Origin of the sequence: Bhargavaea cecembensis (assembly GCF_001619585.1) — a bacterium.
Classification (GTDB): domain Bacteria; phylum Bacillota; class Bacilli; order Bacillales_A; family Planococcaceae; genus Bhargavaea; species Bhargavaea cecembensis_A.
In genome coordinates, this window is record NZ_LQNT01000009.1 from 409,913 (window position 1) to 435,543 (window position 25,631).

A 25,631-nucleotide genomic window follows, 5' to 3' on the forward strand; every position below is an offset into this window, starting at 1 on the left:
CCCATTTTAAGGTCAGCGCAAATCGAAATATGCACGAAGAGAAGACAAAACGGACCCAGAAAGATTTCTTCTGGGTCCGTTTTGTCTACAGTCTGACACCAGAACTGATCCGGTGCCTTTATCTATGCCTGATCAGCCAAGCAGTTTTTCCAGTTCGTCGAGTTTTTCGCCGAATGCGCGGCAGGCTTCCTCGATCGGTTGGCTGGACGTCATGTCCACCCCGGCCTGTTTCAGGACTTCAATCGGGTAATCAGAAGAGCCCGCTTTCAGGAAGGAGTTGATGTAGCGTTCGACCGCCGGCTCTCCCTCCTCCAGGATCTTGTTGCTGAGTGCGACAGCGGCACTGTAGCCGGTCGCGTACTGATAAACATAGTAGTTATAGTAGAAATGCGGAATGCGTGCCCACTCGAGGCCGATTTCCTCGTCTACGATGATGTCATCGCCGAAGTATTTCTTATTGAGTTCATAGTATACTTCCGTCAGCTTATCAGCGGTCAGTGCGACTCCCTGCTGATCCAACTGATGAATCGCATGCTCGAACTCGGCAAACATCGTCTGACGGAACACCGTGCCCCTGAAGCCTTCCAGCCAGTGGTTCAGGAGATAGATTTTCTTCTGCTCATCGTCCAGCGTTTTCAGCAGATGGTCATTCAGAAGGGCTTCATTGCAGGTCGATGCAACCTCCGCAACAAAGATCGTGTAGTCCCCGTATACAAACGGCTGATTCTTGCGCGTGTAGTAGCTGTGGACACTATGGCCGAACTCATGGGCCAGTGTGAACAGGTTGTTCACATTGTCCTGCCAGTTCATCAGGATGTACGGATTTGTTCCATAGGATCCGGAGGAATAGGCACCCGAGCGCTTGCCCTTGTTTTCGCGGACGTCCACCCAGCGGTTCTCCAGTCCTTCCTTCAGAATCTCCGCATAATCATCTCCGAGCGGAGCCAGGCCTTCGAGCATCATCTTTTTGGCTTTTTCATACGGCACTTTCATGTCGACATCCTTGACGAGCGGCGTGTACAAATCCCATATATGCAGTTCACTGAGGCCGAGGACCTTCTTTCTCAGCGATACATATTTGTGCAGCAAATGAAGGTTGTCATTGATGGTCGAAACGAGATTGTCGTAAACGGCTTCCGGGATATGGTTGTTTGAAAGCGCCGCTTCCCGGGCCGAATTATAATTCCGGATTCGCGCATTGACATTGTTGGACTTGATTTCGCCGGACAATGTAGAAGAGAAGGTGTTGCGGAACTTGCCATAGGTTCCATGCATTGCGAGGAAAGCCGCTTCTCTGACAGATGGGTCGCTGCTCTCCAGGAATGTGGTGTAGCGGCCATGGGTAAGCTTGACCTCATTGCCTTTATCATCTTTGATCATCGGGAACTCGAGGTCGGCATTATTGAGCATGCCGAACGTCTCTGAGGATGCGTTTGTCACTTCTGAAAACTGTGCGAGCAGCGCCTCCTGCTCTGCAGGCAGGACATGGGGGCGCTGGCGGTTCACTTCCTCAAGGGCATGCCGGTAAACCTTCAGCCCTTCCTCTTTTTCGATAAAGCGTTTTATTTCCTGTTCATCAATGGAAAGCAGTTCAGGGACAAGATAGGACAGGCTCGTCGACACTTTCACGTAAAGCGACTTTGCACGGCTGTCCATCGCCTGGTACGTGCTGTTCGCGGTGTCCTGGTCATACCGCATATGGGAATAGGTGTAGAGACGCTGAAGCCTCTCGGAAATCTCGTCACGGTATTGCAGTGCCGATAGCAGCTCTTCGGGGCCGTTCCCGAGTGTCCCGCGAAATGTATCCGCTTTCTCTGCAAGCACTTGAATCGCTTTATATTCCTGATCCCACAGTTCATCAGACGCAAAGATGTCTTCAAGGCGCCATGTTTCTTCAACCGGGACCTGGTCTCTTGTCAGCACATCGGTTTTCGGGTCGGTCGTCATTGGGATTGCTCCTTCCTTCGATAGCCAAAGTAAACTCATGAACATTTTCTCAATATTCACTATGGCTTGCAAGGAACTCTTTCCAAAGAAGTCGGACGGAGTTTTCGGGCAGTTTGTCGCAATCAAGGATGTCCTTAAGCTCCCTGACACCTGACTCCTCAAGAAAATGCAGATAGGCGGATACGGCAGCGAATCCGTCCCCTCTTTCGGCCGGTACGCGCCTCATGAATTCACCGATTACGTCAGAACTTGCCAGGCCCCTCATCTCCGCACCAAAAGCAAAAAAGACGAACCGCGCCTGCCATTCTGCGGCGTGCTGCTTGAAGGCGGACGCGCCTGAAGTCGGAACGCCGATCAGGGGCGGCAACCGGTCGGCATGGATACGGTTTTCGTAGCAGGCCCTCAGAAACGGGTCGTGGATTCCGTTCCGGTTGGACAGGACCCGCCGCTTCAGATAGGATTTGCGCCTTGATGAGTATATCCTCATATATCCGTTGAAAGTGTCTTCATCAATGGGAGATGGGACGGCAAACGGAAATCCCTGCATGGTATAGGGGATGGCGACCATCTTGCCCAGGAATGTGTTGCCGTTGATGTGCATGGGCTGGATAAAGTAATAGAAATGCCTTGTCACCGGGTCATAGGTCATCAGGTAATCCCCGTTTTTCGCATCCCGGCGGATGAACAACTGTAAAAACTCCGGGATCGACAGCGTCCTGACCGGTTGTCCCGTCGAATTCCAGCTTTCAGGCGCAGACGGAATCCAATGAGGAATGATCCCTGCCCCCTCGTACCCCTTCGTCCGTTTGCGGATAACCGCCGGAGGAATCCGGCTGCATTGAAATTCGATGGCATGCGCCCTGCCTCCATATTCGACGAGCAGGTCGGGCCGCTGACCGATCTGTGTCAGCGCCGTCTCCATACCGGTCCTGAGTCCGAGGCCGGTGAACATCTCGTAAAGCTGCTGTTTACCCGCCAGATGGGCAGGCGTCTCCCCTTCCGAAAACATGCGCCTGCAATCGCTTCTCGCCGCATGGGCAAAATGAGGAACCCTGACATCCCCGATTTTCAGCCACATCTTTCCGCGGCATTGCGGACAGCGGAAATGATGTGTGTGTTTCAGCCTTTGGAGCGAATCCCTGGTCATATCCTGGGTGATGATGATCTGAACCTCGTTTTCCATAATGGCCGCCAACATACTGTGCCCGATCCCCCTTTCTTCCTGTCATTGTAAGCGCACCCATGTTGTCGAGCAACCCAGTCACAATTCTCACAGAATGGCATTTTCAAAACTTGGCACAGGAAATGGCTTCAAGTTGGAATTTTGCCGACAAATAAAGTCCCAAAATAAAAAGATGCGAATTTGATCAATCCGCATCTTTTTGCCGTTTGTTTGCTGATTTTGACCAAAACAAAAAGCTGCACGGTGGGTTCCGTACAGCTAATGAATCAGAAGTGTTCTGCGATTGTGCCGAATACATCTTCGGCGATAATCGTTTTTCCGTACTCCTCAATCCGATGAATGGTGACATGGGTTCGCTGCAGATACTCGGTCAGCACGCTGACCACGTCGTCGAGGTCCTCTTCATCGCCAAGCAGGTCGTCAAAGCCCACGTGGAGATAGTAGCTGTCCTCAAACACGTGCAGCGAGGTCCGGAGTGCTTCTTCCTTCAGAATCTGCGATAAAGGAATCAGGTCATCAAATTCACCGACGAGGAAAGTCGCGTCCTCCCAGTCGTCCTCTTCCTGGCGGAAACCCGGGACATACTGGTCCAGGTTCTGGAGGTCGGCGTAAGAGGATTCATCCTCCTGGAACATCCGCTTTCCCTCCTGGCCAAATGGCGGCTCCAGCTGTTTCCCGTCTCGGGTCACCTGGGCACGGGTCACGGTCACTTCGAGCCCCTTATCCATTGCATGGACTTGGATCCAAAGCGGCCCCTCGATGGTGAAGTCGGCTTCCTCATCGACTTCCTCCATCATCTCCCAGAACAACTCTTCGCTGCGGTCGCGATTGTACCAGATTTCGTCGCGGGTAAACCCGCGCTCTTCGATATCAATATACGAAATGAAAAACTTTACAGTATTTTCATTGATGCGTTCGATTTCCATGTTTACACCTCTCCCTTCCGACGGTATTCTCCGTAAACAGGGTGTGACAATGCAATCCGCCGATGGCAAGTGTCCTGATGTCAGTATATGCCGTCACCGTCAAATCTGGAAAGGCGCGTCCAGGCGGAGCGGCTACTTGTAGTATTAGCATTGTATGGGACAGGATGCAGGAAAGCAAGCGAAAAAAACGAAAAAGACTGACAGGTCATTCGGAACATCCCCGTCAGTCAAATTTTTCCTCAGTTGACCATCCGCTGCGCTTCGAGGAGCTGATATGCCCTCACCTTACGCGGAAGGAATCGCCTGATTTCATCCTCGTTATAACCGACCTGCAGTCGCTTGTCGTCCAGGATAATCGGTCTTCTGAGAAGGCCAGGGTGTTCCTGGATCAGTTCGTAAAGCTCATGGAGAGGAAGGCTTTCCAGATCGACATCAAGCTTCTGGAAGATTTTCGAACGGGTCGAGATGATTTCATCCGTCCCGTCCTCCGTCATGCGGAGGATTTGTTTGATTTCATCGATAGTCAGGGACTCGGAAAAAATATTCCGTTCCGTATATGGAATCTCATGTTCTTCCAGCCAGGCTTTCGCTTTCCGGCAAGAAGTACAGCTAGGGGATGTAAAGAGGGTCACGCTCATCCACAACACGTCCTTTCAATGGTAGGAAGTTGGAATCTGTTTAGTTTATCTGATTAAAATCATTCTAATTATGAATTTGATAACTTTATTATACACCATTTTTGACCATAGCGATACACCGTTTTGAAAAAAGTTTTCAATTAGCCGCCAACCTTCACATCTTCGCTACATTTAACGGATGAATCGAGCAGACGTTTGCTTCAGAGCTGTTATACCCATTCCGGATTAAGTACAAACACAGCTGAACAGTCCATTCTCAATTATTCCTTTTTGATTGAAAATAAGCTTCTTAGCGGGACCTGCCCGCTCTTCCCACCTATTAGTACGTCCCGGGCGGGAATAAGTTCCGCTTTATTTGTACTATTTCCCATATTAATTGAGAATAAACGAAAAAAGGCACACACCTGAAAATAAATCGGTGTGTGCCCCTAAAGGTCATGGCGTGTAGTCAACGCCTTCCGTATAGTTGTTTCCTGCGTTCCAAAGAAGGAACTCATCAATCCCAGCATCATTGAGCGCCTTGATCTGCGCCTCCACTTCTTCCTTTCCGTATCGCTTATAATTCCCGCTGCCCAGATAGCTGGCAGTGAAGTCCTGCAGCCAAGGGCGTGATACCGGCGGATTTTCGAGGGCTGCCAGCTTTTCGTTTTCGACCTTTGCGTATTCGGAAACCAGACGGTATGGCTCGAGGTCAGGCTTTGCAATCCCAAAATAAGAGGTCCAGTGGCTCGGATAGATCATCGAGGAGATGACATCCACGTTCTCCGAAATCTTGGAGAAGTTCTGGCCGATCCCCGGAGCTTCGGGCAAAGTGGCCGAGTAACCGAAGATATCGACTGAAACGTCCACATCATATGGCTGAAGCTGCTCCCTCGCGTAGGCGACAAAATCCGTGACCGCCTGGACCCTGCGCTGGACCGGATCCAGCTCCGAGTTCTCATACTCCCCGAAGCTGTATTGGAGAGTGTCCGCCCTTGTCTCAAAGCCTTCCGGGAAGCGGACATAGTCGAACTGGATTTCCTTGAATCCCAGCTTGGCCGCTTCGATGGCTATTTCGACATTGTAATCCCAGACTTCCTTCATGAACGGGCTCACAAACGCCTCTTTCCGGCCGTTTTTCCACACTTGCCCCCCGTTTGTATAGGAGAGGTCCGGCCGGTTCTCGGCAAGTACGGTGTCCTTGAAGACAACTACCCTGGCAATCGGATAAATCTGTTTTTCCTCAAGTTGCTCCAGCATGGCCCTCGGATCTTTTATGTATGGCTGGCCGATTTCAAGTTCACGGAGCGGCGAGTCTTCTGACGGTTCGTAGGTCAGGTATCCAAAGTCATCTTTAATGTCGATTACCATGGCGTTCAGGTCTGTGTTCTCAATCAGGTTGACGAGCCTGCCGAACTTTTCCCCTCCGGCGGAGTGCCCGGTTACATAAACGCCTCTCACCGCATCGGGATATTCAAAGTCAAGACCCGAATCAAACCCGAACAGCTTGGATGAAGCCACGACGTCGGAACTGATCTCCCCGTATTCATAAGAAAGACCTTTGAAATCTTCGGCAGGACCTTCCGCAGCCGCTGCCGGGGCTGCTGCCACTGAGAATGCCATAGCCAGTGCCCCTACCCATTTTAGTTTCATGAAAAAAACTCCCTTTTTTCTTATGTATCTCTTATTCTATCAGCTCTGTCACAAGGAAGGAAGGAATTACAAGAACATTCATGACAGGCAGTTGCATCTTAACCGGACCGGCTATATAATAGTGGGAAATCGATGATCAGCTTTGATGGAGAAGAGTACGCGGGGGATCCGCCGCACAGAGAGCCTGTGCCCGGTGAGAACAGGACGGCGCCCCCCGCTGAATGGACTCCTGAGCCGGACCGGCGAACTGATGTAGCCGGTCCCGTGTGCCCGCGTTATGGGCTAGAGCGGCCTTCGGGCAATGCGGGTGGTACCGCGGCTGATTAAACATCATCCGTCCCTATTTATCGGGATGGCATGGTGATTTTTTTATTTTTGGGAGGTTTTACGAATGAAACGGATTTTCTCAGGGGTGCAGCCGACGGGTACCGTCACACTCGGGAATTACATCGGCGCATTCCGCCAGTTCACAGAACTTCAGTATGAGTATGACTGCATCTTCAGCATCGTCGATCAGCATGCAATCACGATGCCCCAGGAACCGGATGAACTCAGCGAGGCAATCCGCCGGCTGGCGGCAACCTATATCGCTGCCGGCATCGACCCTGAAAAGGCGACGCTGTTCATCCAGTCGGAAGTGCCGGCACACGCACAGGCAGGCTGGATCATGCAGTGCATCTCCTATATCGGGGAACTGGAGCGCATGACTCAGTTCAAAGACAAATCCGAAGGGCGGGAAGCGGTCTCATCCGGCCTCCTCACTTACCCTCCGCTGATGGCAGCCGACATCCTGCTCTACGATTCGGATATCGTCCCTGTCGGTGATGACCAGAAGCAGCACGTGGAACTGACACGCGACCTTGCGGAGCGCTTCAACAAGCGTTTTGGTGATTCGCTGACCGTGCCGGACATCCGGCTTCCAGAACACGGGGCGCGAATCAAGTCCCTCCAGGATCCTCTCAAGAAGATGAGCAAGTCCGACACGAACAAAAAAGCGGTCATCTCCCTTCTCGACGAGCCGAAACAGATCGAGAAGAAGATCAAGAGTGCCGTGACCGATTCCGACGGATTTGTCGCCTATGACGTCGAGAATAAGCCTGGCGTGAGCAACCTGCTGAATATCGAAGCTTCGCTGACAGGCCATTCTGTAGAAGAGCTTGTCCGGAAATATGAAGGCAGCGGCTATGGCGCATTCAAGGCCGGTGTAGCTGAGGCCGTCATCGGTCACCTTGCGCCGATCCAGGAGCGCTACAATGAGCTGATCGGTTCAAATGAACTCGACCGGATCCTTGATGAAGGCGCCGAAAAAGCCAATGCGATTGCCTCGGCTACTCTTTCCCGGATGGAATCCGCGATGGGGCTCGGCCGGAAACGGAGAAAATAAGCACAATCAGTGACAGCACCATGAGCTTGAAATCGGGTGTCGATAAAATATAGCGGAACACGGTTTCCCATGAATGGCCCAATGCCCGGTAATTCAGAAACAGCACAAGATGTGTCATCGTGATGACGCAGAGTCCGTACGATACGAGAAACAGGAAGATACGGTTCATCGGATGCGTCCTTTCCGTTTAGGGTTTGTACACCATATGAAAAAGCGGATCCCTTCTTTCGGAGGGATCCGCTTTTTGTATGCGATCAGATCAAATATCAGCGTTGCGATTTCGGGTTGAGGGCGTCTTTCAGGCCTTCCCCGATAAAGTTGATGGACAGGATGGTCGCGGTGATGATGAGTGCCGGCGGCATCCAGATCCAAGGCTTGCCCTGGAGGACATCCGGTTCGTTCGCGAAGGCGAGCATGTTCCCCCAGCTTGGTGTTTCCTGAGGGACACCGAACCCAAGATAACTCAGGCCGGTTTCTGCCACAATCAGGCTGGCAAACAGAAGTGTCGACTGGACGATGATCGTGGAAAGAACGTTCGGCAGCAGGTGCTTGATGATGACCTTTGCCGGCGGCGTGCCAATCGAGATGGCTGCAAGGACGTATTCGTTCTCTTTCTCCGCAAGCACCTTAGAACGGACGATCCGCGCGACACCGCCCCAGCTCAGGAGCCCGATGACGAGGATCAGAACCCAGAGACCGTCCACGATGCCGAAGAGAATCGTGTTCAGAACGATGACGAATACGAGGAACGGGAAGTTCAGGACAAAGTCAGTGAAGCGCATGAGCAGGCTGTCGACCGCGCCGCCGAAGAAACCGGCAACGGAACCGACAATCGTTCCGAGGACGACGACAATTGCCGTCGCGCTTGCGCCTACCAGCAGTGAGATCCGGCCGCCGTACAGCAGTCTTGTCATGACATCACGGCCGCTCTTGTCTGTCCCGAGCAAGTGATCACCATTTGGCGGAATGCTCATCTTACTGATATTGACTTTCGTAATGTCCGGTATCGGCGACAGATGCGGCGCCAGGAACGGTGCCATCAAAGTGAGGATGATCACCAGGATCAGGAACACCGTGCTGGCCATCGCCAGTTTGTTTCTAAGGAATTTTCTCCTGGCAATCGCCCAGGGAGATGCGCTCTTTTCGGTGCGTTTGACCGCCCCCGTTGCTGCATTGGTTGTCATGATGTAGCTTCCTCCTTAACCTAAGCGAATCCGCGGATCGACGATTCCGTAGAGAATATCGGCGATCAGGTTGCCGATCAGGACCATCGCGGAAAGCATCATCGTGATGGCCATAACAGTCGGATAATCACGGTTGTTTACGGAATCCAGGAACAGAAGTCCGATTCCCGGATAAGTGAAGATCTTCTCCGTGATGATTGCACCGCCGACAAGTGCGGCGATATCGAATCCGAGGAACGTGACGAGCGGGATGATCGAGTTCCGCAGGATGTGTACATTATAGATCTTGCCCATCGGCGTTCCTTTGGCAAGTGCCGTGCGGACAAAGTCCTTTCTTGAGTTCTCGATCAGGTCGTTCCGCAGGAACTGGGTGTAGGAAGCCGTACTGAACATCCCAAGGACAAATGCCGGGAGCATGACGTGGTGAATGCGGCTGATCCAGTAGTCGATTGTTCCCTTGTCGATTTCGATATCAACCGACCCGGCAAACGGGAACCAGTTCAGCTTGAATGCGAAGAAATAAACGGCGAATACACCGGCGACAAAAGAAGGGATCGCGATGCCCGCATAGTTAAACCCGGCAATGAGATTATCTCCCAGCGTATACGGTTTCCTTCCTGAATACATCCCCATCGCAAATGCCAACACATATGTAATCAGCAGTGATGTCAATGCCAGGAAGATGGTGTTCGGCAACTTCTCTCCGATCAGGTCGGCAACCGGCATTTTATACCGGGTAGATTTGCCGAAATCTCCTGACATGAAATCCGTCACCCAGCGGTAGTACTGCATGTATACCGGGTCGTTGTAGCCCAGTTTTTCACGCATCTCCTCTTGGTACTCCGGGTTGGTGTTGGTCGGGTCGATTTCGCCGCTCAGTGAATCCCCGGGCATGGCCTTCGCAAGGAAGAACACCACGACGGATACGAGAAATAACATCGGAATCATGCCGAGAACGCGGCGCAGCGTATATTTAAGCATACGGTACTCTCCTTCTTGTCTGTCTCTCTTCGTTGTGACTCTCAAACACGGTAAGAGATATTTCCAAACAAATATGTCTTACCGTGTTTAAGAGCAAAAAAAGAACAGTGGCGGACGGGCATGCCGCCCGCCACTGACAGGTCAAATCAGTGTCATTATTTTATTTTTCCAGATACCATTCAGCAGGGTTGTTGTAACCCGAAACGTCCATCGAGAAGCCGCCGACATTCTCGCCGACTCCCATGATTTCATCAAGTTCAGCGATGAAGATCATCGGAACGTCTTCAGTTACAGTCTTCTGCCATTCAGCATAAACTTGTGCACGCTTCTCCTGATCGTCGCCGACTTCTTCGACACTCAGAGCCTGCTCGAGGAGGGCATCTGCATCAGGATTGTTGTAGCGCGGGTAGTTCCAAAGCTGATCGGCTTTCCAAAGAGCGGACGGGTCAGGGTCAGTGCCTGTGCCCCAGCCGCCGAAGAAAGTCTCGATCGACGGATCGTCTTTTTCAACCATGTCGTAGTAGAGGTTGACTTCAACCATTTCGACTTCCGATTTCAGGCCGACTTCTTCCCAATACTGGGCAATCGCCTGGGAACGGGATTCGAACGTAGGGTTGCCTGTTGCATAGTGGGAGAACTTCACGACGAATTCATCGCCGTTCGGATCTTCACGGAAGCCGTCATCGTTTGTATCAACGAAGCCTGCTTCGTCAAGGAGTTGTTTCGCTTTTTCAGGGTCGTATTCATAAACGTTGACTTCGCTGTCATCGGCTGCGATCCAGTGAGCAGTCGGAACCGGCTTGTTGACCGGCTTGCCGTAGCCGAAGAAGAATGCGTCGATCCACTCTTCGCGGTTGATGGCATGAGCCATTGCCTTGCGGAGATTCAGATCCTGGTACTTAGGAAGTTCTTCTACAATTTCTTTTTTGTCGTTGTCGAATTTGCCGAGCTTGAAGCCGACATAGTAATACGACAGGCCAGGAGCCGTGACAACTTCAACGTTGTCAAGCTTCTCGACGTCAGGTGCGGATACCGGCTGGAGCGAGATCATGTCGATGTCGCCGTTTTGGAGAGCGCCGACAGTCGCCGTGTTGTCGATGACGCGGATGATGATCTTGTCGAGGTTAACTTCGCCATTCCAGTAATCTTCGTTTTTCACGAGTTCAAGCGACTCGCCAGGGACGACGTTTTCAACTTTGAACGGACCGAGGCCGACCGGCTTGGTGCGGACCTGCTCGGAACCGGACATGTCAGCAACTTCGATACCTTCAAATTCTTTCTGGGACATCGGGTACGACCAGATGTTTGTCAGGTTGTTCAGGCGCGGCTCATCGAAAGTAACTTCGATTGTGTAGTCATCAACGACCTTCAGGCCAGAGATGCTGTCAGCTTCGCCTGCGCGGAATGCAGGAGCCCCTTCGATTGTTTCAACGTTTGCATAACGGGGACCGTCGTAGTCCGGGTGCGCGATGGTTTCAAGGGCGAATACCCAGTCATTTACAGTGAGTTCTTCACCGTTGTGCCATTTGACGCCTTCCTTGAACTTGAATGTGAAGTGCTGGTTGTCTTCAGTTTCCCATTCAGCAAGGTTCGGGATCGGCTGGAGGTTCTCATCGTACTCGATCAGACCTTCATCGAAGAACTCGATGATTTCGGCGTCAGTAGCGATACCGTAGAATGCCCAGTTGTAAAGGCCTTCCGGTGTAGCATCGAGACCGTATGTGAGCGTTCCGCCCTGTTGGGGCTCGCCGGATTGTTCTTCGGTTGCTTTTTCTCCGTCTTTGCTGTCGCCCGAATCAGAATCGGACGCGTCGTCGCTGCCGCCGCCGCCACAAGCCGCTAAGAATGCGGAAAGGACGAGGATCATGGCGAACAGCCAGAGCATGGATTTGCGTTTCATGCTTCATTCCCCCCCATTTTCATGGATATTTTGTGATCAATACAGTACGCACGCAACGTGATGCCCCGGTCTCACCTCCTTCAATGGAGGCTTTTCCTGCGAACAGATTTCCTGTGCCATCGGGCAGCGCGTATGGAACGGGCAGCCTGTCGGCGGGTTCGCAGGACTCGGCACATCCCCCTGCAGCACAATCCGCTCTTTCCGCAGTTTCGGATCGGGTTCCGGAATTGCGGAGATGAGCGCCTGCGTGTAAGGGTGCAGCGGCTCACTGTAAAGATCTTTATTTGAAGCAACCTCGACGAGATTGCCCAAATACATAACACCGATCGTATCGCTCATGTGCTTGACGACACTGAGGTCGTGGGCGATGAACAGATACGTAAGATCGAACTCTTCCTGAAGATCTTTCAGGAGGTTCAGGACTTGGGACTGGACGGAAACGTCCAGCGCGGAAACCGGCTCATCGGCAATGATGAGTTTCGGGTTTAGTGCCAGTGCCCGGGCGATGCCGATCCTCTGGCGCTGGCCGCCGGAGAATTCATGTGCATATTTGTAGTAGGCGGTCTCCGGCAGGCCGACCCGCACGAGAAGGGACTTGACGAATTCTTCAAGCTCTTTTTTGTCGCGGCGCTCAAAATTTTTGATCGGTTCAGAAATGATGTCCCCGACCATCTGCATCGGGTTGAGCGATGCGTATGGATCCTGGAACACCATCTGAAAATCCTGTCGGGCCTTGCGGAGCCTGGTTCCGCTGATCTTGGTAATGTCTTCGCCGTCGAAGATGATCTGTCCTCCGGTCGGCTTGATCAGGCGGAGAATTGTCCGCCCCGTCGTGGATTTGCCGCAGCCGGACTCTCCGACAAGGCCCATTGTTTCGCCTTTTTTGATGGTGAAAGAAATATCATCCACGGCTTTGACGTTGCCGACGACTCTTTTGAAAAAGCCGCCGTGGATCGGATAATAGGTTTTAAGGTTTTTGACCTCAAGGAGGTTTTCGCGCTCTTGCCCCGGTTTCCCTTTTTCTGCAAGTTCTTTTGTTGTCATCGTGCACCTACTCTTTCTTCTCTCGGCCAGCTTTCTTCATACAGCAGGCAGGCCACTTCATGTCCGCCCTTTGTATCTTCAAGTTGAGGAGTGATCTGCATGCATTCCGGCATCGCTTTCGGGCAGCGGTTCGCAAACCGACATCCCACTTCAGGCATGTCCTTGACAGACGGGACGAGACCCTCGATCGTTGCCAGACGCTCCTTTTCTTCCTCCATCTTCGGGATGGCCTCCATAAGAAGTTGCGTATACGGATGCTGAGGATATTCGAACAGATCCTCGACAGTCGCCCGTTCCACGATCTTGCCCGCATACATGACGAGTACGACATCACAGATTTCTGCGACGACACCTAAATCGTGGGTGATGAGCATGATGGACATGTCATTCACTTCCTGGATATTTTTAAGCAAGTCCAGGATTTGCGCCTGTACCGTCACATCCAGTGCCGTCGTCGGTTCATCTGCGATCAGCAGCTTTGGCTGGCAGGCAATCGCCATGGCGATCATGACACGCTGCCGCATTCCGCCGGACAGCTGGTGCGGGTATTCGTTAACAATCTGGTCAGCTCGAGGAATGCCCACATTCTTCAGTAATGTAACCGCTTTCGCCCGTGCTTCGCTCTTGGTGATGTCCTGGTGATTCAGCAGCACCTCGGCAATCTGGAAGCCGATTGTGAAAACCGGGTTCAGGGAAGTCATCGGCTCCTGGAAGATCATCGAAATGTCTTTCCCGCGGATGTTGTTCATCTTTTTTTCGTTATATCCGACGATATCCGTACCCTCGAACAGAATCTCCCCGCCACGGACCTTGCCGATCCCTTTCGGAAGCAGGTGCATGATGGACAGGGACATGACGCTCTTGCCGCAGCCGGATTCCCCGACGATGCCGACAATCTGTTTGCGGTCAATAGTGAAGGAGACGCCTTCGACAGCGTTATAGTATTGTTTGTCAATCTTGAAGCCGGTCTGGAGGTTGCGTACCTCTAGGAGAGGTGTCTGCGCAGGTGTTTTTGATTTGGATGTCATGGGTACACCTCAAGTTTTCAATTTTTCTGTTATTTTTGCTCTTGCTAAATTTTATTACAAATAGATTACATCCGCAAGATGTTTTTTGAATTTCCTGTCACCACTATACAATTCATACAGTTTGTCTTGCCTGAAAACTCAGTGATATCAACGGTTCAGATGAATCTATCAGAATAATTATATTTAGATAATTTAGTGACTCACTACTATTAGCCTATTATATTCATATTCTATTTATCGCCAAAAAGCCCCAATTTCCATTTTCGGAAATCAGGGCTTTTCATCTATTTCGTCATTCAGATTTTTTGAAAAGGAGCGAAACGTTGTGTCCTCCGAAGCCGAGAGAGTTGCTCATGGCATATCGGATGTCCTGTTTTCTTGCACCGTCCGTGACGTAGTCCAGGTCGCATTCCGGGTCTGCCGTTTTATAGTTGGTTGTCGGCGGGAGGATCCCTTCATGAAGAGCGAGGGTGGTGAACACCGCTTCCACCCCTCCGGCTGCGCCGAGCAGGTGGCCCGTCATGGATTTTGTGGAGCTCATCGCCAGATTGTAGGCATGTTCCCCGAATACCGCCTTGACGGCCTGGGTCTCAAACTGGTCATTGTAAGGCGTACTTGTGCCGTGGGCATTGATGTAGCCGACTTCCTCGGGATTGACACCGGCTTTTGAGATGGCCTGGTTCATCGCACGGGCCGCGCCTTCTCCTTCCGGAGCAGGAGCTGTGATATGGTGGGCATCTCCCGTCGATCCATACCCCACAATCTCGGCATAAATCTTTGCTCCGCGCGCCTTCGCACGTTCATATTCCTCGAGTATGAGGATGCCGGCGCCCTCACCGATGACAAAACCATCACGGTCCGCGTCAAACGGACGGGAAGCCGTCTCTGGATCCGGATTTGTCGAGAGTGCGGTGTTTGCACAGAATCCCGCCACAGCCATTGTCGTAATCGGCGCCTCTGCTCCTCCGGTGATCATCATGTCCGCATCACCGCGGAGAATAGCCTCAAAAGCGTCACCGATCGAGTTGGCTCCCGATGCGCAGGCCGTAACCGTGCAGGAGTTGATGCCCTTCGCATTCGTATAGATGGAAACCTGGCCGGCAGCCATGTCCGGGATCATCATCGGGACGAAGAACGGACTTACCCGGCGGTAGCCCCGCTCCTGGAACGTTTTAAACTGCTGTTCATGGGTCTCCATGCCGCCAATTCCCGAACCGATCCATACACCGGTCCGGAGCGCATCTTCATCTTCGAGCCTGCGCGGAAGGCCCGCGTCCTCCAGGGCCTCAAATGCCGCTGCAAGGGCGTAGTGAGTGAATCGGTCCATTTTCCGGGCTTCTTTTTTGGCAACGTACTGTTCAATGTCGAAATCCTTCACTTCCGCTGCTACCTTGGCAGGGAACTGCTCCCGGTCCAGGCGGGTCATCATGCCGATGCCTGACTTTCCTTCCTTGATCCCCTGCCAGGTCGTCTTCGCGTCATTGCCGAGCGGGCTGACTGCTCCGACTCCTGTTACTACGACTCGTCGCTCGTTCATCTCTGTTTCCCTTCCTTCTGTATAGTGAATTCGGTATAAGTGAAGTCCTGTCTGTCAGGACTGAAGCGTTTCTTCTCAGCGCCCCCAGCGGATAGCCAGCGCGCCCCACGTGAGGCCGCCGCCAAATCCGACAAGGACGATCACATCATCGTCTTTGACGTTCCCTGCACCAATCTCATCACTGAGGGCAATCGGGATGGATGCAGAGGAAGTGTTGCCGTAATTATGGATCCGCTTCGACATTTTCTCCGGCGGGAGGCCGAGGCGTTCCCTTGCCGCTTCCATGATCCGGATGTTGGCCTGGTGCGGAATCAGGTAATCGGCATCTTCCTTCGACAGGCCCGCCTTCTCCAAAACAGAGACAGCGGAATCCCCCATCTGCCGGACGGCGAACTTAAATACTTCCCTGCCGTTCATCTTGATATACTCGTCCTGATAGAGGTGCTTGCCGCCTGAGCCGTCTGCGCCAAGTTCAAATGACAGGATCCCGCGGCCTTCGCCGACCTTTCCGATGACTGCAGCACCTGCGCCATCACCGAACAGAACTGCGGTGTTCCGGTCTTCCCAATCAGTGATTTTCGAAAGCTTCTCCACACCGACGACCAAAACATAATCATAGCAGCCGTTCTCGACAAACTGCTGTGCGGTCACGACACTGTACATAAAGCCCGCACATGCGGCAGACTGATCCATTGCACCTGCGTTTTTTGCACCGAGACGATCCTGGATCTGTGTCGCAACGCTCGGGAACGGGCGGTCCGGCGTGACAGTCGCCACGATGATGAGTCCCAGCTGCTCAGCCGTGATGCCGGCATCCTTCATTGCCGCTTCCGCTGCACGGAAGGCAAGCTCCGAGGTATCCTCCCCTGCAGGAGCGATTCTCCGTTCCTCGATGCCTGTCCTTGTGCGGATCCATTCATCGGACGTATCCAGGCGTTTCTCCAGATCTCCATTTGTGACCACCTGTTCCGGGACATATTTCCCGATTCCGATCATCCCAACGCCCATATTGAAACCCCTTTTCTTATCATCTTCTATTAGTACCTGGTATTAATTTAACATACTTGAACGTTCTTTGACAACTTGCCTATTGCGTCTCCTTTTGGCGAAAAATGTGGCAACGTCCGCTTTTATAATGTGGGTACGCTATGGTATGATGGATTCGGATATTTCCGCTTAGAGGTGAAACCTTATGCAATTTATCATCACATTTTTCTGGTCGTTCCTGCTTATTTCGCTCCTGAATTATGTTGTCAGTTCCGTCAATGCGGTTCCATTCGATTTTGGGCTTGGAGCCATCGTTTCGGTCATCGTCGCGATCATGCTCTTCATCATGTCAGCGATTCTTCCGGAAGAGCAGCTGCCGGACTACGAGTAATCAAAAAACCGTTCCCTGTATTGGGGAACGGTTTTTTTCGTGGACCGGGTTCATTACGCTTTTTCAATACGGACCTTGCCATCATCCAGCACAGCACGGATCGTGTCGCCTTCCCGGAAACCACCCTGGATCAGACCGTGTGCGACTGCCGTCTCGACATGGCGCTGGATAAAACGCTTGAGCGGACGTGCGCCGAATTCGGGGTCTGTTCCTTCTTCCACGATCCATTCGGCAATCCCATTGCCGAATTCGAGCCGGATTCCCTGTGTGGCAACCCGCCCGGCCAGATCTGTCATCATCTTCCTGGCGATTTCCAGAAAATCATCACTCTTCAGGGAGTTGAAGATCACAATGTCATCCATCCGGTTGATCAGTTCAGGCTTAAAGTGTTTTTTCAGCTCCGCCATCACGACGTCTTCGATTGCATGGTCCTCAATTCCCTCCATCTGGAGAAGCAGTGAAGAGCCGATATTCGATGTCATGATGATGATCGTGTTCGTGAAGTCGACGTTCCTTCCCTGGCTGTCCGTAATGCGCCCGTCATCAAGCGCCTGGAGCAGGATGTTCGAGACATCCGGGTGTGCTTTTTCGATTTCATCAAGCAGCACGACGGAATACGGATTGCGCCTGACGGCTTCCGTCAGCTGCCCGCCTTCCTCGAAGCCGACATATCCGGGAGGCGCGCCGACAAGCCTGGAAACGGAGTGCTTCTCCATGTACTCCGACATATCGATTCGGATAAAGTGTTCTTCCGAATCAAACAATGTCGCCGCAATCGTCTTGGCAAGCTCTGTTTTCCCGACGCCGGTCGGACCGAGGAATAGGAAGGAGCCGATCGGCCGGTGCGGATCCTTAATGCCCGCCCTGGCACGCCAGATGGCTTCTGTGACAAGCCGGACCGCGTCATCCTGCCCGATCACACGCTTTTCAAGTGTTTCGTGCAGTCTGAGCAGTTTCTCCCGCTCCCCTTCCACAAGTTTCGAGACCGGGATGCCCGTCCACCGCGCTACGATGTCGGCAATTTCCTCCTCGGTCACTTCTTCTCTGAGGAGGCGGTTCTCGGAAGCGGTCAGCGGAGCCTCCAGCTCTTGCAGTTCCTTTTCGGCCTGTGGGATGCGGCCATGGCGCAACTCGGCAGCCCGGTTCAGATCATAGCGGTTTTCCGCGTCTTCCAGCTCGCGCCGGTAGCGGTCCAGCTCTTCCCGTTTTGCCTGGACGGTACGGATGGCCTCTTTTTCGTTTTCCCACTGCTCCCGCATGTCTTCAGTCGAAGTCCTCAGTTCGTGCAATTCCGTACGGATATCCTCGAGGCGTGCCTTGCTCCGGTCATCTTTCTCCATCATAAGCGCCTGCTCTTCGATCTCCAGCTGCATGATGCGCCGGGTCACTTCGTCCAGTTCCTGCGGCATGGAATCAATCTCGGTACGGATCAGTGCACTCGCCTCATCGACCAGGTCGATCGCCTTGTCGGGCAGAAACCGCTCCGTGATATACCGGTCGGACAATGAAGCGGCGGCGACCAGTGCACGGTCATGGATCCGCACGCCATGATGAAGTTCAAAGCGCTCCTTCAGACCCCGAAGGATCGAGATGGTATCTTCGACATCCGGCTCCTGGACGAGCACCTGCTGGAACCGCCGCTCCAATGCTGCATCCTTCTCGATATAAAGGCGGTATTCATCCAGCGTCGTCGCACCGATCAGGTGAAGTTCTCCCCGTGCAAGCATCGGCTTCAGCATATTGCCTGCATCCATCGAGCCTTCCGTCCGGCCTGCGCCCACAATCGTATGAAGCTCGTCAATGAAAAGGATGATCTGCCCCTCACTGTCCTTGACCTGTTTCAGGACGGCCTTCATCCGCTCCTCAAATTCACCGCGGTACTTGGCGCCTGCGATCAGTGAACTCATGTCCAGCTCATAAAGTTCGCGGTCCTTGAGTCCTTCCGGTACGTCCTTCTTCACGATGCGCTGGGCAAGTCCTTCGACGATCGCCGTCTTCCCGACACCCGGCTCTCCGATGAGGACCGGGTTATTTTTGGTTTTCCTGGACAGGATCCTGACCACATCCCGGATTTCCTGGTCCCGGCCGATGATCGGATCCATTTTCCCTGCTTTTACATCATCGATCAGATTCCGTCCATACTTTTCAAGAGGACTGCGCTGATCTTCCTCCTGCATGTTCATCTGCATATTTGATTCACCCCATGTATATTTGACCTTGTTTCACTTTGACCTTTTTTGACTATATCCATTATAATGTTTTCCCTTCATGCGGTAAAGTGAAACGGCCGGGCTGGAACAGAAAAAGCCGCACGGCCATTGCTGGCCCGTGCGGCGGGTTGCTGCATCTATTGGATTATCGTACACCGAGCGCGATTTTCGCGTAGCGTGACATCATATCCTTCGACCATGGCGGGCTCCAGATGATGTTGACTTCCGTTTCCTTGACCTCAGGCAGTTCGGCCAATTCGCGTTTGACGTTATCCACGATCATCGGGCCCATTGGGCAACCCAGCGACGTCAGCGTCATCGTCACATCCACTTTGCCGGCTTCGTCCATGTCCACGTCATAGACGAGGCCCAGGTTCACGATATCAATGCCGAGCTCAGGGTCGATGACGTTCTCGAGCGCACCCATGATGCTGTCTTTCATCTCCTGATCCATCATGATTCCCCTTCCGTTCTTTGCTGCCTCCATCATATCAGACCGCAGCGTCATCATTCAAATAGGTTGCAAGCCAGTCGGTACACTCCAGCATTCCTGTCCGGGACACAGCATGTCCGGCCTGGCGTTCGAAGCGGTATTTCAGTTTTTCAGGCTCTTCCTGATAGTCTTCCCGGATCGCCTCGACAAAATTCCTTGTCGGCTTGAACGGAACCGTTTCATCCTGCTCACCGTGCCAGAAGTATACCGGCCTTCCGGCTAGTGCTTTCCGATCCTTTGTCAGGTCAAATCTGGCGAGCGTATCAAGAAGTTTGCGCCGTTCTGCCGCAGTCAGCGGAATTTCAAATCCTTTCGACTCGTATTGAGCCATCTGGGCTTTGGCCAGATTTTCATAACCCGGCGTGCCCATCATGACTGCCGCGCAGTCAATCCAGCTATAGGCCATCAGGCAGCCAAGCGTCTCGATTCCGCCCATCGAAGTTCCTGCAAGTCCGATTTTCCCGGCATCCGGGAAGCGGCGTCCGATCTCTTCCTTAAGAGTGCCGACTTCTTCGATGCTTGTCAGCACAATCTCCCAAAACCGGAGGCTCAGCTGCACCTCATCGAGCCCTTCCTCTCTCTCTCCGTGCAGATGGGCTTCAGGAAGGATCACACGGAGTCCGCGCTTGGCCATATTGTATGCATAATGCAGATTGTGTTCCTTGGCACTAGTGAAACCGTGGAGGAATATGGCAATCGGGGAGGATTCCCCGCCTGTTTCGGGGTATATATGCAGGAGCGGGATGCCCGCCCATTGTTCTTCTCTGATCTCCATGTAGAGCACTTCCTATTTTTTCTTTTCATCGTATCAGACAGATCGGGAAAACAAAAACAGAACGGCTACATGCCCGATTCATGGGCTATTTTTGACTTAACCTCCATGTGGAGTCTAAACTCAGTCTTAAGGGGGAGATAACATGAAACAGCACCTGATCGTACTGGACCTTGACGGTACCCTGCTGACCGATGAAAAAGTCATTTCCAAAAAGACCGAACAGACATTGAAGGCCGCCAGAGAAGCCGGCCACCAGGTCATGATTGCAACGGGACGCCCGTATCGTGCCAGCGAGCCCTACTACCGTCAGCTGAACCTGGATGTTCCCATCGTCAACTTCAACGGGGCATTTGTCCATCACCCGGATGACCGGAGCTGGAAAACATTCCATGAGCCGATCAGCCTTCCGGTCGTCGGCGAGGTGGTCGAAGCGCTTCAGGACTTTAATGTCCATAATGTTGTGGCGGAAGTGATGGATGACGTCTACGTCCACCGGCATGACGAGAAACTGCTGAACATATTCACGATGGGCGACCCATCAGTGACTGTCGGTGACCTCCGCTCCTATCTGACTGACAACCCGACAAGTCTCCTGATTCATCCTGAACTTGAAGACCAGGAAAAGATCCGACGCCATCTCGCTGAAGTCCATGCGGAAGTCATCGACCACCGCCGGTGGGGGGCACCCTGGCATGTCATAGAGGTGATCCGTCATGGCCTCAACAAAGCGGTCGGCATCTCGAAAGTTTCCGAGTGGCTGAACATCCCGCAGGATCGGATCATCGCTTTCGGGGATGAGGACAATGACTATGAAATGATTGAGTATGCCGGTACGGGTGTTGCAATGGGCAATGCCATCAGCGGGCTGAAGTCCATCGCCGATGAAGTGGCCGGCACGAACAACGAGGATGGCATCGCCACTGTCCTCGAAGAACGCCTGGGTCTTAAAGTGGAAAGCAAGATTTGAGGAGGAAGAATGTTGAAACTGTTCACAGACAGCGGATCCGATCTGCCGCTTTCATTCTTTGAGGAACATGATGTGACCCTCCTTCCCCTCCGTGTGGAGATTGGCGGAGACGTATTTGATGACATATCGGAAATTGATTCTTCCACGATTTTCAGAAGGATCCGGAACGGGGAACGTCCAAAAACTTCCCAGGTGTCGCCGGAGCTGTTCACAAGAAGATGGGAAGAACTGGCGGAATCCGGTGAAGAAGGCCTCTATATCGCCTTCTCCTCCGAGCTTTCCGGTACATATAGCACAAGTGTCGTCATCCGGGACCAAGTAATGGAAGAGAACCCGGGACTTGACCTTGTCATCATCGATACGAAAGGTGCATCGCTCGGACAGGGGCTGCTTGTCCGGGAAGCGGTGCGGATGAGGGATGCCGGCAAATCCCGAGATGAAATTACGGAAGCGATCCGCACCTTGGCAAACCGTGTCGTCCACCTGTTCACTGTGGAAGACCTCGACTATCTGGCAAAGGGCGGCAGACTGTCCAAGGCAAGTGCCTTTATCGGCGGGTTGCTGAACATCAAACCGCTCCTCCATGTCGAGGAAGGAAAGCTTGTTCCGATTGAAAAATACCGCGGGCGCAAAAAAGTGTTCCAGCGGATGATCAGCCTCATGGAAGAAAGGGGCGGCAACTTTTCCGGCCAGCATGTCGCCATCAGCCACGGGGATGACGAGGAAGCTGCGCTCACCCTGAAGGGGATGATCGAGGATGCCCACCGTCCAGAATCGGTCGGCATTTATCAGATCGGCTCCGCGATCGGTGCCCATGCCGGCCCGGGTACCATCGCCCTTTTCTTCCTTGGTCCCGATACGGTATAAAAGCCAGAAAGGATGATTGTATGAAGATTGTCGTCATCGGAGCGGTCGCCGGAGGGGCGACCGTTTCTTCTCAGATCCGGCGGTTTCTGCCGAATGCCCAAATCACGCTGATCGGAAAGGATTCTGAGCTCGGGTTTGGCACCTGCGGCATGCCGTACGTGCTGGGCGGAGTGATTGAAAGCGCAGATGACCTTGTCCATGCTACACCGGAGGGCTTCGGAAAAGAGAAATCCATTGACGTGCGCCTTCTCCACGAAGCCACAAAAATCGACAGGGCCGCAAAGGAAGTTCACATCTGCAATATACAAACGGGCAAAACGGAATTTCTTTCATACGACAAGCTTGTTCTTTCTCCCGGCGGCCGCGCCCGCAAACCGGCCGTGCCCGGAAAACCCGGCATTCCCCTGTTCACACTTCGCCACTTCGGTGATCTGGAGCAGTTCGGGTCCTTCCTTGACGAACAGCAGCCTGCTTCCTGTGTGGTTGTCGGCGGCGGGTTCATTGGAGTGGAACTTGCGGAGAATTTCCGGCACCGGGGAATCGAGACAGCCCTGGTCGAACACAATGACCATGTCATGCCGATCGGGGATGAGGATATGTCGGAGCTGCTCGCTAAAGAGATGGAGCAAAACGGCGTCACCCTCCACCTCGGCCGGGAACTCAAGATGATCGAGGGCAGGACCGTCACACTCGATGACGGAACAGAAATAGAGACTGACTTTATCGCCACCGCCGTCGGCCTCGAGCCGAATACCCTGCTGGCCAAAGAAGCCGGTCTCGAGATCGGGCCGACCGGAGGAATCGCGACCGACCCGTTCATGAGGACGAATGACCCGGACATCTATGCAATCGGTGACGCGGCGGAAGGCCGGGACTGGTTTACCGGCAAGCCAAAACGTGTTCCGCTTTCCTGGCCTGCACACAGGGCTTCTTTCGTCGTCGCGAACCACCTGGCAGGCGGGGATACGGAAATGGACGGGCTTCTCGGCACATCCATCACGAAATTGTTTTCCCTCACCGCGGGAATGACCGGCATGACCGAAAAGATGCTCAAAGAAGAAGGCTTTAACTATGAGACCGTCATCCACAAAAGCCGTTCGAATGCGGGCTACTATCCGGACAGCGGCAAGCTGGTCCTGAAAGTCCACTATGATCCGGACACCAGAGCCATCTACGGTGCTCAGGCAGTCGGCGAAAAAGGCGCCGACAAGCGCATCGATGTGATCGCAACCGCTATTCGGGGCGGTCTCACCGTAGACGAACTGTCCGCCATCGAAACGGCATATGCCCCGCCGTACGGGTCACCAAAAGATCCCATTAATATGCTCGGTTACAGGGCGATGAAATCCGCCCGGTCGGATTGAAATACAAGACCGCCGTCCCATCCGGACGGCGGTCTTGTTTTAGTATTATGCCTTTGCTTTTTCGTCCTTGGCTCGCTGCTTTCCTTTTTTCCACACCATGTAGATGAATCCGATAAATGTGGTATAGACGATAATGGCGGCAATGATATACGGGATGTTGAGGCCGGTGTCTTCCTCGACGATGAACAGGTCGGCAGCCTCCCTGTCAAGGACGATGCGGTATTCACCGCTGTCGGCCTGGCTGACCAGGTTATTGTCAATCAGGGCACGCAGCCTTTTCCCTTCCCCGATCTGCTCTGCGGTCAAATCGACGCGCTGTGTTTCACTTGTGTTGTTCAGAACAATGATCCAAGACTCTTTGTCACTGGATCGCTCGTATACAATCAGACCGTCCTCATTGTGAAGGAGTTCGAAATCTCCTGTCCGAAGCGTCTCCGACTGGTTCCGGACACCGTTCACATCGGTTATATGGTCCTTCAATTCTTCATCCGTCTTGAAATTGTGCAGCGGATGCGTACCAGGGGCTTCCGTTCCCGTAACCGCTATTTCAGATCCGTACGTCATCACCGGCACACCGGGCAGCGTAAAGAGCGCAGTGGCGGCCACGTTCCAGCGGGTCGGCGGGAACATCTTCCGGTCCACCATCTCTGTGGTGAACCGTATCGTGTTCAGGTCATCAAAGAACATCAGCGACGGCGGGTCCGTCATTCCGATCTCGCTCATGCCTGAAGAGTCCGGATCCATCTCGACGAACGCGGACCGGAGAGCTTCCATAACCGCCGGATCGTACTTCAGATCGAAATCTGCTTCGGAAGGCGCATCGGAAAAAACAGTCAGCGAAGGTGTTGCTTCCTTCAGCGCACCGATCATCCTGTCAAGAAACGCAGGATCGGCATCACCGAAGCTCGTCAGCCGGACACCGTCAATCCCTGTCTCAGCCACAAACGTAACGGCTGCATCGATCAGCGCGTCCTGTACCTCCTGATTTCCGAGATCCCAGTCGACAGTCTCGCCATCTTCAGAAGGGACTGCCCAGTTCTCCCGGCCGGATGCCCACTCATGATCCGGACTGACACCGCCCAGCGGGAAGTCCGCATAGACTTTCATGTCTGCTTCGTGATAAGCAGAAAGCATATCCTTCAGCTCATTTTCCGTGCCGAAACGATCTTCAATTTCCCCGTAGGAAAGGACAGCACGGCCGTCATAGGTCGCCGTCTCGAAAATCGGTCCGATCGACACGACAGTGAATCCCATGTCCTGGATATACTCCAATTTTTCCTGAAGTCCGGCAAAGTCACCGCCGTTGAAACCGTAGTTGTCGGTCGGATCGGCCCCCTGATCATTTTCCGTCGTACCATTGAAGAACCGGTCTACGAGGGTATCATAAATGCTCTCATCCAGGACTGTCCGCTCTTCCGCAGAAACAGCCGGCAGCGCGGCAGTACCAATAAGCAAAGCCGCACCGATTGCGGCAAATGTTTTCTTGAACACGTCTATCGTCACTCCTTGCTCCATCACCCGTTATTTTATCACTCCATACCGGACCGGGCGACCCGTTTGGAAAGCCGGCAGATGAAAACTCGATGAAATGGGGCGAAAATGTGAAATTGCCCGGCCGGGATGATTCGTCAGCCCGAATCGTCAACGTTTCACCGCACATAATCAAAGTTTAAAAAGTTCATCAACGTCTCAGCTCATCTTCAGTGTTGCCCGAACAAATAGAAAAAGCCGGAAACCGGTCCGAAGACCCGTTTCCGGCTTAATCCGCTCAGAAGAAATCCATGCCGACCGGCAGGCTGAAGCCGATAAACATCGTCGCAAGGAGGCTGATAAAGAACAGCGCCCAGAAGACGGTGGTCGGCTTGTCTTTGTTCTGGCGGACAAGCACCATCTCCATGAATCCGATCGTCACGACACCAAGAAGGAACTTGACCCCGTACATGGCCGCATCGGCGCTGGACCAGGCAAAGAACAGGAAAGCCCCGCTCAAAATGACAAGGATGTAAAAGAGACGGAGGATCATATGAACAATCTTGCGTCCCTTGCTCCCTTTTGCCATGACCGCCGCAACCAGGAAAAGAATGACTGCAACGACCCAGGTGAAGATGTGCAGATGTGTTGTATCCGTAAAGACGCCCAACTATTCCACCTCATTTTCTATGATTGCCCTCTTATCCTACCACAAGCCGGCAC

General features: G+C 53.0%; 22 protein-coding genes and 1 other annotated feature. Of the genes, 5 read left to right on the top strand and 17 right to left on the bottom strand.

The genetic code is table 11. The features are described from left to right. Positions 1-132: 132 nt before the first annotated feature. The 5 genes from pepF to AV656_RS05715 form a co-directional block, all read right to left on the bottom strand. Complete coding sequence (pepF, locus tag AV656_RS05695; RefSeq protein WP_063179734.1) at positions 133-1,947, bottom strand: oligoendopeptidase F; 1,815 nt, start codon at positions 1,945-1,947, stop codon at positions 133-135. 49 nt (positions 1,948-1,996) lie between these two features. Next, on the bottom strand, positions 1,997-3,145 hold the full coding sequence (locus AV656_RS05700; protein ID WP_063179736.1) for a competence protein CoiA: 1,149 nt from the start codon (positions 3,143-3,145) through the stop codon (positions 1,997-1,999). A 251-nt stretch (positions 3,146-3,396) separates the two neighbouring features. Next, the gene (gene mecA, locus AV656_RS05705) at positions 3,397-4,056 is read right to left on the bottom strand and encodes an adaptor protein MecA (protein WP_063179738.1); all 660 of its coding nucleotides are present in this window, start codon (positions 4,054-4,056) and stop codon (positions 3,397-3,399) included. A 239-nt stretch (positions 4,057-4,295) separates the two neighbouring features. After that, positions 4,296-4,694 (bottom strand): transcriptional regulator SpxA, encoded by a 399-nt coding sequence (spxA, locus tag AV656_RS05710; protein ID WP_008296836.1) that lies wholly within the window; start codon positions 4,692-4,694, stop codon positions 4,296-4,298. Between the two features lie 435 nt (positions 4,695-5,129). Continuing rightward, entirely contained in the window at positions 5,130-6,326 is a 1,197-nt protein-coding gene (locus AV656_RS05715) for a putative glycoside hydrolase (protein ID WP_063179740.1), read from the bottom strand. Between the two features lie 133 nt (positions 6,327-6,459). Next, positions 6,460-6,671: a binding site (T-box leader), on the top strand. 46 nt (positions 6,672-6,717) lie between these two features. Here AV656_RS05715 and trpS point away from each other — a divergent pair. Next, complete coding sequence (gene trpS, locus AV656_RS05720; protein WP_063179742.1) at positions 6,718-7,710, top strand: tryptophan--tRNA ligase; 993 nt, start codon at positions 6,718-6,720, stop codon at positions 7,708-7,710. Positions 7,711-7,976: 266 nt separating this feature from the next. Here trpS and opp4C read toward each other — a convergent pair whose 3' ends face one another. The 7 genes from opp4C to AV656_RS05755 all read right to left on the bottom strand — a co-directional run bounded on the left by opp4C (position 7,977) and on the right by AV656_RS05755 (position 16,392). Then, positions 7,977-8,894, bottom strand: a complete 918-nt coding sequence (opp4C, locus tag AV656_RS05725; RefSeq protein ID WP_063179744.1) for an oligopeptide ABC transporter permease — start codon at positions 8,892-8,894, stop codon at positions 7,977-7,979. A gap of 15 nt (positions 8,895-8,909) precedes the next feature. After that, positions 8,910-9,875 (bottom strand): oligopeptide ABC transporter permease, encoded by a 966-nt coding sequence (opp4B, locus tag AV656_RS05730; RefSeq protein ID WP_063179746.1) that lies wholly within the window; start codon positions 9,873-9,875, stop codon positions 8,910-8,912. A 160-nt stretch (positions 9,876-10,035) separates the two neighbouring features. After that, the gene (opp4A, locus tag AV656_RS05735) at positions 10,036-11,775 is read right to left on the bottom strand and encodes an oligopeptide ABC transporter substrate-binding protein (protein WP_063179748.1); all 1,740 of its coding nucleotides are present in this window, start codon (positions 11,773-11,775) and stop codon (positions 10,036-10,038) included. 36 nt (positions 11,776-11,811) lie between these two features. Beyond that, the gene (locus AV656_RS05740) at positions 11,812-12,819 is read right to left on the bottom strand and encodes an ABC transporter ATP-binding protein (protein ID WP_063179750.1); all 1,008 of its coding nucleotides are present in this window, start codon (positions 12,817-12,819) and stop codon (positions 11,812-11,814) included. Then, the gene (locus tag AV656_RS05745; RefSeq protein WP_063179752.1) at positions 12,816-13,847 is read right to left on the bottom strand and encodes an ABC transporter ATP-binding protein; all 1,032 of its coding nucleotides are present in this window, start codon (positions 13,845-13,847) and stop codon (positions 12,816-12,818) included. The genes AV656_RS05740 and AV656_RS05745 overlap by 4 nt, the downstream gene beginning before the upstream one ends. A 292-nt stretch (positions 13,848-14,139) precedes the next feature. Next, positions 14,140-15,384 (bottom strand): beta-ketoacyl-ACP synthase II, encoded by a 1,245-nt coding sequence (gene fabF, locus AV656_RS05750; protein WP_063179754.1) that lies wholly within the window; start codon positions 15,382-15,384, stop codon positions 14,140-14,142. Between the two features lie 75 nt (positions 15,385-15,459). Continuing rightward, positions 15,460-16,392: a beta-ketoacyl-ACP synthase III gene (locus AV656_RS05755; protein WP_063179756.1), complete on the bottom strand. Its 933-nt coding sequence runs from the start codon at positions 16,390-16,392 to the stop codon at positions 15,460-15,462. Between the two features lie 184 nt (positions 16,393-16,576). Between AV656_RS05755 and AV656_RS05760 the strand changes: the two genes are divergently transcribed. Beyond that, complete coding sequence (locus tag AV656_RS05760; RefSeq protein WP_063179758.1) at positions 16,577-16,762, top strand: YjzD family protein; 186 nt, start codon at positions 16,577-16,579, stop codon at positions 16,760-16,762. 53 nt (positions 16,763-16,815) lie between these two features. On the opposite strand, the gene AV656_RS05765 is transcribed toward AV656_RS05760, so the two are convergent. The 3 genes from AV656_RS05765 to AV656_RS05775 form a co-directional block, all read right to left on the bottom strand. Continuing rightward, positions 16,816-18,945 (bottom strand): ATP-dependent Clp protease ATP-binding subunit, encoded by a 2,130-nt coding sequence (locus tag AV656_RS05765; protein WP_082818684.1) that lies wholly within the window; start codon positions 18,943-18,945, stop codon positions 16,816-16,818. A gap of 172 nt (positions 18,946-19,117) precedes the next feature. Continuing rightward, positions 19,118-19,426 carry a metal-sulfur cluster assembly factor gene (locus tag AV656_RS05770; protein ID WP_063181259.1) on the bottom strand — a complete coding sequence of 103 codons (309 nt, stop codon included), beginning with the start codon at positions 19,424-19,426 and terminating at the stop codon, positions 19,118-19,120. A 37-nt stretch (positions 19,427-19,463) separates the two neighbouring features. Further along, positions 19,464-20,240, bottom strand: a complete 777-nt coding sequence (locus AV656_RS05775) for a prolyl oligopeptidase family serine peptidase (RefSeq protein ID WP_063179760.1) — start codon at positions 20,238-20,240, stop codon at positions 19,464-19,466. A gap of 142 nt (positions 20,241-20,382) precedes the next feature. Between AV656_RS05775 and AV656_RS05780 the strand changes: the two genes are divergently transcribed. Genes AV656_RS05780 through AV656_RS05790 form a run of 3 tightly spaced genes read left to right on the top strand, consistent with a single transcriptional unit; the run spans position 20,383 to position 23,438 of the window. Then, complete coding sequence (locus tag AV656_RS05780) at positions 20,383-21,207, top strand: Cof-type HAD-IIB family hydrolase (protein ID WP_063179762.1); 825 nt, start codon at positions 20,383-20,385, stop codon at positions 21,205-21,207. A gap of 12 nt (positions 21,208-21,219) precedes the next feature. Beyond that, positions 21,220-22,074, top strand: a complete 855-nt coding sequence (locus tag AV656_RS05785; protein WP_063179764.1) for a DegV family protein — start codon at positions 21,220-21,222, stop codon at positions 22,072-22,074. 20 nt (positions 22,075-22,094) lie between these two features. After that, positions 22,095-23,438, top strand: coding sequence for an FAD-dependent oxidoreductase (locus AV656_RS05790; RefSeq protein ID WP_063179766.1), 1,344 nt, complete (start codon positions 22,095-22,097; stop codon positions 23,436-23,438). 45 nt (positions 23,439-23,483) lie between these two features. On the opposite strand, the gene AV656_RS05795 is transcribed toward AV656_RS05790, so the two are convergent. After that, on the bottom strand, positions 23,484-24,929 hold the full coding sequence (locus AV656_RS05795) for an alpha-amylase family glycosyl hydrolase (protein ID WP_231877239.1): 1,446 nt from the start codon (positions 24,927-24,929) through the stop codon (positions 23,484-23,486). A 277-nt stretch (positions 24,930-25,206) separates the two neighbouring features. Then, complete coding sequence (locus AV656_RS05800) at positions 25,207-25,578, bottom strand: YisL family protein (protein WP_063179768.1); 372 nt, start codon at positions 25,576-25,578, stop codon at positions 25,207-25,209. Positions 25,579-25,631 lie beyond the last annotated feature (53 nt).

Bases quoted from the DNA above. Each gene is read 5' to 3' on its own strand.
- pepF (WP_063179734.1), bottom strand. From the start codon at position 1,947: ATGACGACCGACCCGAAAACCGATGTGCTGACAAGAGACCAGGTCCCG.
- AV656_RS05700 (WP_063179736.1), bottom strand. From the start codon at position 3,145: ATGTTGGCGGCCATTATGGAAAACGAGGTTCAGATCATCATCACCCAG.
- mecA (WP_063179738.1), bottom strand. From the start codon at position 4,056: ATGGAAATCGAACGCATCAATGAAAATACTGTAAAGTTTTTCATTTCG.
- spxA (WP_008296836.1), bottom strand. From the start codon at position 4,694: ATGAGCGTGACCCTCTTTACATCCCCTAGCTGTACTTCTTGCCGGAAA.
- AV656_RS05715 (WP_063179740.1), bottom strand. From the start codon at position 6,326: ATGAAACTAAAATGGGTAGGGGCACTGGCTATGGCATTCTCAGTGGCA.
- trpS (WP_063179742.1), top strand. From the start codon at position 6,718: ATGAAACGGATTTTCTCAGGGGTGCAGCCGACGGGTACCGTCACACTC.
- opp4C (WP_063179744.1), bottom strand. From the start codon at position 8,894: ATGACAACCAATGCAGCAACGGGGGCGGTCAAACGCACCGAAAAGAGC.
- opp4B (WP_063179746.1), bottom strand. From the start codon at position 9,875: ATGCTTAAATATACGCTGCGCCGCGTTCTCGGCATGATTCCGATGTTA.
- opp4A (WP_063179748.1), bottom strand. From the start codon at position 11,775: ATGAAACGCAAATCCATGCTCTGGCTGTTCGCCATGATCCTCGTCCTT.
- AV656_RS05740 (WP_063179750.1), bottom strand. From the start codon at position 12,819: ATGACAACAAAAGAACTTGCAGAAAAAGGGAAACCGGGGCAAGAGCGC.
- AV656_RS05745 (WP_063179752.1), bottom strand. From the start codon at position 13,847: ATGACATCCAAATCAAAAACACCTGCGCAGACACCTCTCCTAGAGGTA.
- fabF (WP_063179754.1), bottom strand. From the start codon at position 15,384: ATGAACGAGCGACGAGTCGTAGTAACAGGAGTCGGAGCAGTCAGCCCG.
- AV656_RS05755 (WP_063179756.1), bottom strand. From the start codon at position 16,392: ATGGGCGTTGGGATGATCGGAATCGGGAAATATGTCCCGGAACAGGTG.
- AV656_RS05760 (WP_063179758.1), top strand. From the start codon at position 16,577: ATGCAATTTATCATCACATTTTTCTGGTCGTTCCTGCTTATTTCGCTC.
- AV656_RS05765 (WP_082818684.1), bottom strand. From the start codon at position 18,945: ATGAACATGCAGGAGGAAGATCAGCGCAGTCCTCTTGAAAAGTATGGA.
- AV656_RS05770 (WP_063181259.1), bottom strand. From the start codon at position 19,426: ATGGATCAGGAGATGAAAGACAGCATCATGGGTGCGCTCGAGAACGTC.
- AV656_RS05775 (WP_063179760.1), bottom strand. From the start codon at position 20,240: ATGGAGATCAGAGAAGAACAATGGGCGGGCATCCCGCTCCTGCATATA.
- AV656_RS05780 (WP_063179762.1), top strand. From the start codon at position 20,383: ATGAAACAGCACCTGATCGTACTGGACCTTGACGGTACCCTGCTGACC.
- AV656_RS05790 (WP_063179766.1), top strand. From the start codon at position 22,095: ATGAAGATTGTCGTCATCGGAGCGGTCGCCGGAGGGGCGACCGTTTCT.